We start from the raw sequence: 3,038 nt of genomic DNA on the forward strand, positions 1-3,038 counted from the left end.
CGACCTCGTCCTCGCCCACTGCGCGCGGCGCCCGCTGCGCCCGCTCACGCACTGCAACACCGGCAGGCTGGCCACGGTGGCCTGGGGCACCGCCCTCGGCGCGATCCGCGACCTGCACGCGGACGGGCACATCGAGCACGTCCTGGCCGACGAGACCCGGCCGCTGCTGCAGGGCTCCCGGCTGACCGCGTGGGAACTGGCCGAGGAGGGCATCCCGTACCGGGTGCTGCCGGACGCGGCGGCGGCCGCGGCGATGGCGCGTGGACTGGTCGACTGCGTCCTCGTCGGCGCCGACCGCGTCGCCCGCAACGGCGACGTCGCCAACAAGATCGGCACCTACGGCCTGGCGCTGGCCGCCGCACGCCACGACATCCCGTTCGTCGTGGTCGCCACGGAGTCCACCCTGGACCGTGAGCTGCCGGACGGGGACGGCATCGTCGTCGAACAGCGTCCGGCCGCCGAGGTCACCAGCGTCTCCGGGGTCCCGGTGGCCCCGGAGGGCGCCGAGGCGTTCAACCCCGCGTTCGACGTGACCCCGGCCGACCTGATCACCGCCGTGGTGACCGAGAACGGCGTGGTGGCCCCGGTTCGGTGATCCGCTCCCGCCGTCGACCGCGACGACACCCGTGCGGGGTGGGCACCGTGCGAGGATGAGCCGATGCGGCAGATCGACACCGACCGGAATCTGGCGAAGGCGATCTTCGAGGAGTTGCGGAGCGGCATCGTCAGCGGCGAACTGGTGCCGGGAACGCTGTACTCGGTGCACGATCTCGCCGCGCGGCTCGGGGTGTCCCGGACCCCGGTGCGCGAGGCGCTGATCCAGCTCTCCGAACGTGGCATGGTGCGGTTCGAACGCAACCGGGGCGCCCGGGTGCTGCGGACCTCGTTGCACGACCTGGAGGAGGTCTTCGCCCTGCGGCTGCTGCTGGAGGTGCCGGCCACGTTCCGCGCCACCGGCAGGCAGGAGTCCGGCTGGGCGGCCGGGCTGTCCGCGAACCTGGCGGCGATGCGCGCCGCCGCGGACGAACACGACGAGGCCGCGTTCATGGCCGCCGACCGCCGGTTCCACCACACGATCAACGCCGCGTCCGGCAACCTCCGCCTGGCCGACCACGTCGACTCGCTGCGCGACACGATCCTGCTCCGGGGCACGTCCACAGTGGACCGTTCCCGGGGGATGCACGACATCCTCGCCGAGCACGCGCGGATCCACGAACTGATCGAGGCGGGGCAGGCCCGCGCCGCGGCCGAGGCGATGCGGGAACATCTGCGGCACACCGCGCGGCTGCTGCTCGGGCAGGAGTCGTCCGAGACCGGCGACGCCGAGCCCCCGTTCTCGCTGGACTGGACCGCGTTCCCGGGCTGACCCGCGTCGACCCACGGGCACGGGGTGGCGACTCGCGGGCACGAGGGGTCGACTCGCGGGCACGGGGTGGCGACTCGCGGGCGTGAGACGGCGACTCGCCGGGGACGGGTGTGGTTGACGGGTGGCATGCCACATGCCACTCTCGGCCGCGCCGCCGTCGCGCGAGCCTGGACCGGGGAGAGGGCATGACCGAGTATCTGCACGAGACGGTGTTCACCTGGGGCGCCACGCCGCTGAAGTTCGGCGCGGGGGCGGTGGACGAGATCGGGGCCGACCTGGCCCGGCAGGGGCTGCGCCGGGTTCTGGTGATCACCGATCCCGGGGTCGCCGCGACCGGCGTCCCCCGCCGGGTGGCCGACGCGGCCGAGGCCGCGGGACTCACCGTGGAGATCTACGACGGCGTGCACGTCGAGCCGACCGACGTCAGCATCCGGGCGGCGGTGGAGTTCGCGGCGGAGTCGACCTGGGACGGCTTCGTCGGCGTGGGCGGCGGGTCGGCGCTGGACACCGCCAAGGCCGTCAACCTGCTGACCAGCTGCCCGGCCGACCTGTTCGACTACGTGAACCCGCCGATCGGGCACGGGAAGGCCCCGGACGGTCCGCTCAAGCCGCTGGTGGCGGTGCCCACCACGGCGGGCACCGGGTCGGAGACCACCCCGGTGTGCGTGCTCGACCTGCTCGACCTCGGGGTCAAGTCCGGCATCAGCCACCCGGCCCTGCGCCCGACGACCGCGGTGATCGACCCGCTGGTCACGCTGTCCGTGCCGCCGGAGGTGACCGCGGCCAGTGGCATGGACGTGCTCTGCCACGCACTCGAGTCCTACACCGCCCGGCCGTTCCACTCGTTCCCCCGGCACACCCCGGAGACCCGGGTCGCCTACAACGGTGCGAACCCGATCTCGGACACCTGGACCGAGAAGGCGCTGCACCTGTTGGCCCGCTCGTTCCGCCGGGCGGTGCTGGGCGGCGGTGACCTCGACGCGCGCACCGACATGATGCTGGCCGCCACGTTCGCGGGGATGGGTTTCGGCAACGCGGGAGTGCACATCCCGCACGCGTGCGCCTACCCGATCGCGGGCCGGGTGCGGGAGTACCGCCCGCGCAACTACCCCGGCGCGGCGGCGCTGGTTCCGCACGGCGAGTCGGTGTCGCTGACCGCGCCCGCGGCGTTCCGGTTCACCTTCCCCACCGACCCGGACAAACACGTCGGCGCCGCCCGGATCCTGGACCCGGCCGGGACGGAACGGCTGGCGGGCACCGACCCGGCCGGGTGCCTGCCCGCCGCGCTCACCGCGCTGATGCGCGACATCGGCATCCCGAACGGCCTGGCGGCCGTCGGGTTCGGCGAGGCCGATGTTCCCTCCCTCGTGGACGGCACGATGCGGCAGCAGCGGCTACTGTCGGTGGCGCCGCGCGACGTCCCGGACGACCGGATCGCCGCCATCCTGACCGACTCGATGCAGAACTGGTGAGGCGAGAACTGGTGACCATGCCGTCCGAGCCGACCACCACGTCGACCACCCGGCCACCCCGCGACCCCGACACCGGCGGTGCCGGCGCCGCCGACGAGGCCGACACCGGCACCGCCACCGAGGCACTCCTGCGGGACCTGCGCACCGCGGTGACCGGCGAGGTGGCGGCCGGTGTCGCGGCACGCGCCATGTTCAGCATG

The 3,038-nt window shown here is 73.9% G+C and carries 4 protein-coding genes; all 4 read left to right on the plus strand.

Translation table 11 applies throughout. The annotated features are described in order from the left end of the window. On the plus strand, window positions 1-595 hold a 595-nt coding region (mtnA, locus tag SACHA_RS19950; protein ID WP_019806981.1), incomplete at its 5' end, for an S-methyl-5-thioribose-1-phosphate isomerase. Window positions 596-658: 63 nt separating this feature from the next. After that, a complete protein-coding gene (locus SACHA_RS0102580) occupies window positions 659-1,366 on the plus strand; it encodes a GntR family transcriptional regulator (protein ID WP_019806982.1) in 708 nt (235 codons plus the stop codon). A 185-nt stretch (window positions 1,367-1,551) separates the two neighbouring features. Beyond that, window positions 1,552-2,838, plus strand: coding sequence for a hydroxyacid-oxoacid transhydrogenase (locus tag SACHA_RS0102585; RefSeq protein ID WP_019806983.1), 1,287 nt, complete (start codon window positions 1,552-1,554; stop codon window positions 2,836-2,838). Continuing rightward, the coding region (locus tag SACHA_RS24830; RefSeq protein ID WP_198010082.1) for a hypothetical protein at window positions 2,835-3,038 on the plus strand (204 nt) is incomplete at its 3' end. The genes SACHA_RS0102585 and SACHA_RS24830, both read left to right, overlap by 4 nt.

Origin of the sequence: Saccharomonospora halophila 8 (genome assembly GCF_000383775.1) — a bacterium.
In the GTDB taxonomy this organism is placed as follows: Bacteria; Actinomycetota; Actinomycetes; order Mycobacteriales; family Pseudonocardiaceae; genus Saccharomonospora; species Saccharomonospora halophila.

What these genes read in the sequence shown, in the direction of transcription:
- SACHA_RS0102585 (WP_019806983.1), top strand. Translation starts at nt 1,552, where the DNA reads ATGACCGAGTATCTGCACGAGACGGTGTTCACCTGGGGCGCCACGCCG.
- SACHA_RS0102580 (WP_019806982.1), top strand. Translation starts at nt 659, where the DNA reads ATGCGGCAGATCGACACCGACCGGAATCTGGCGAAGGCGATCTTCGAG.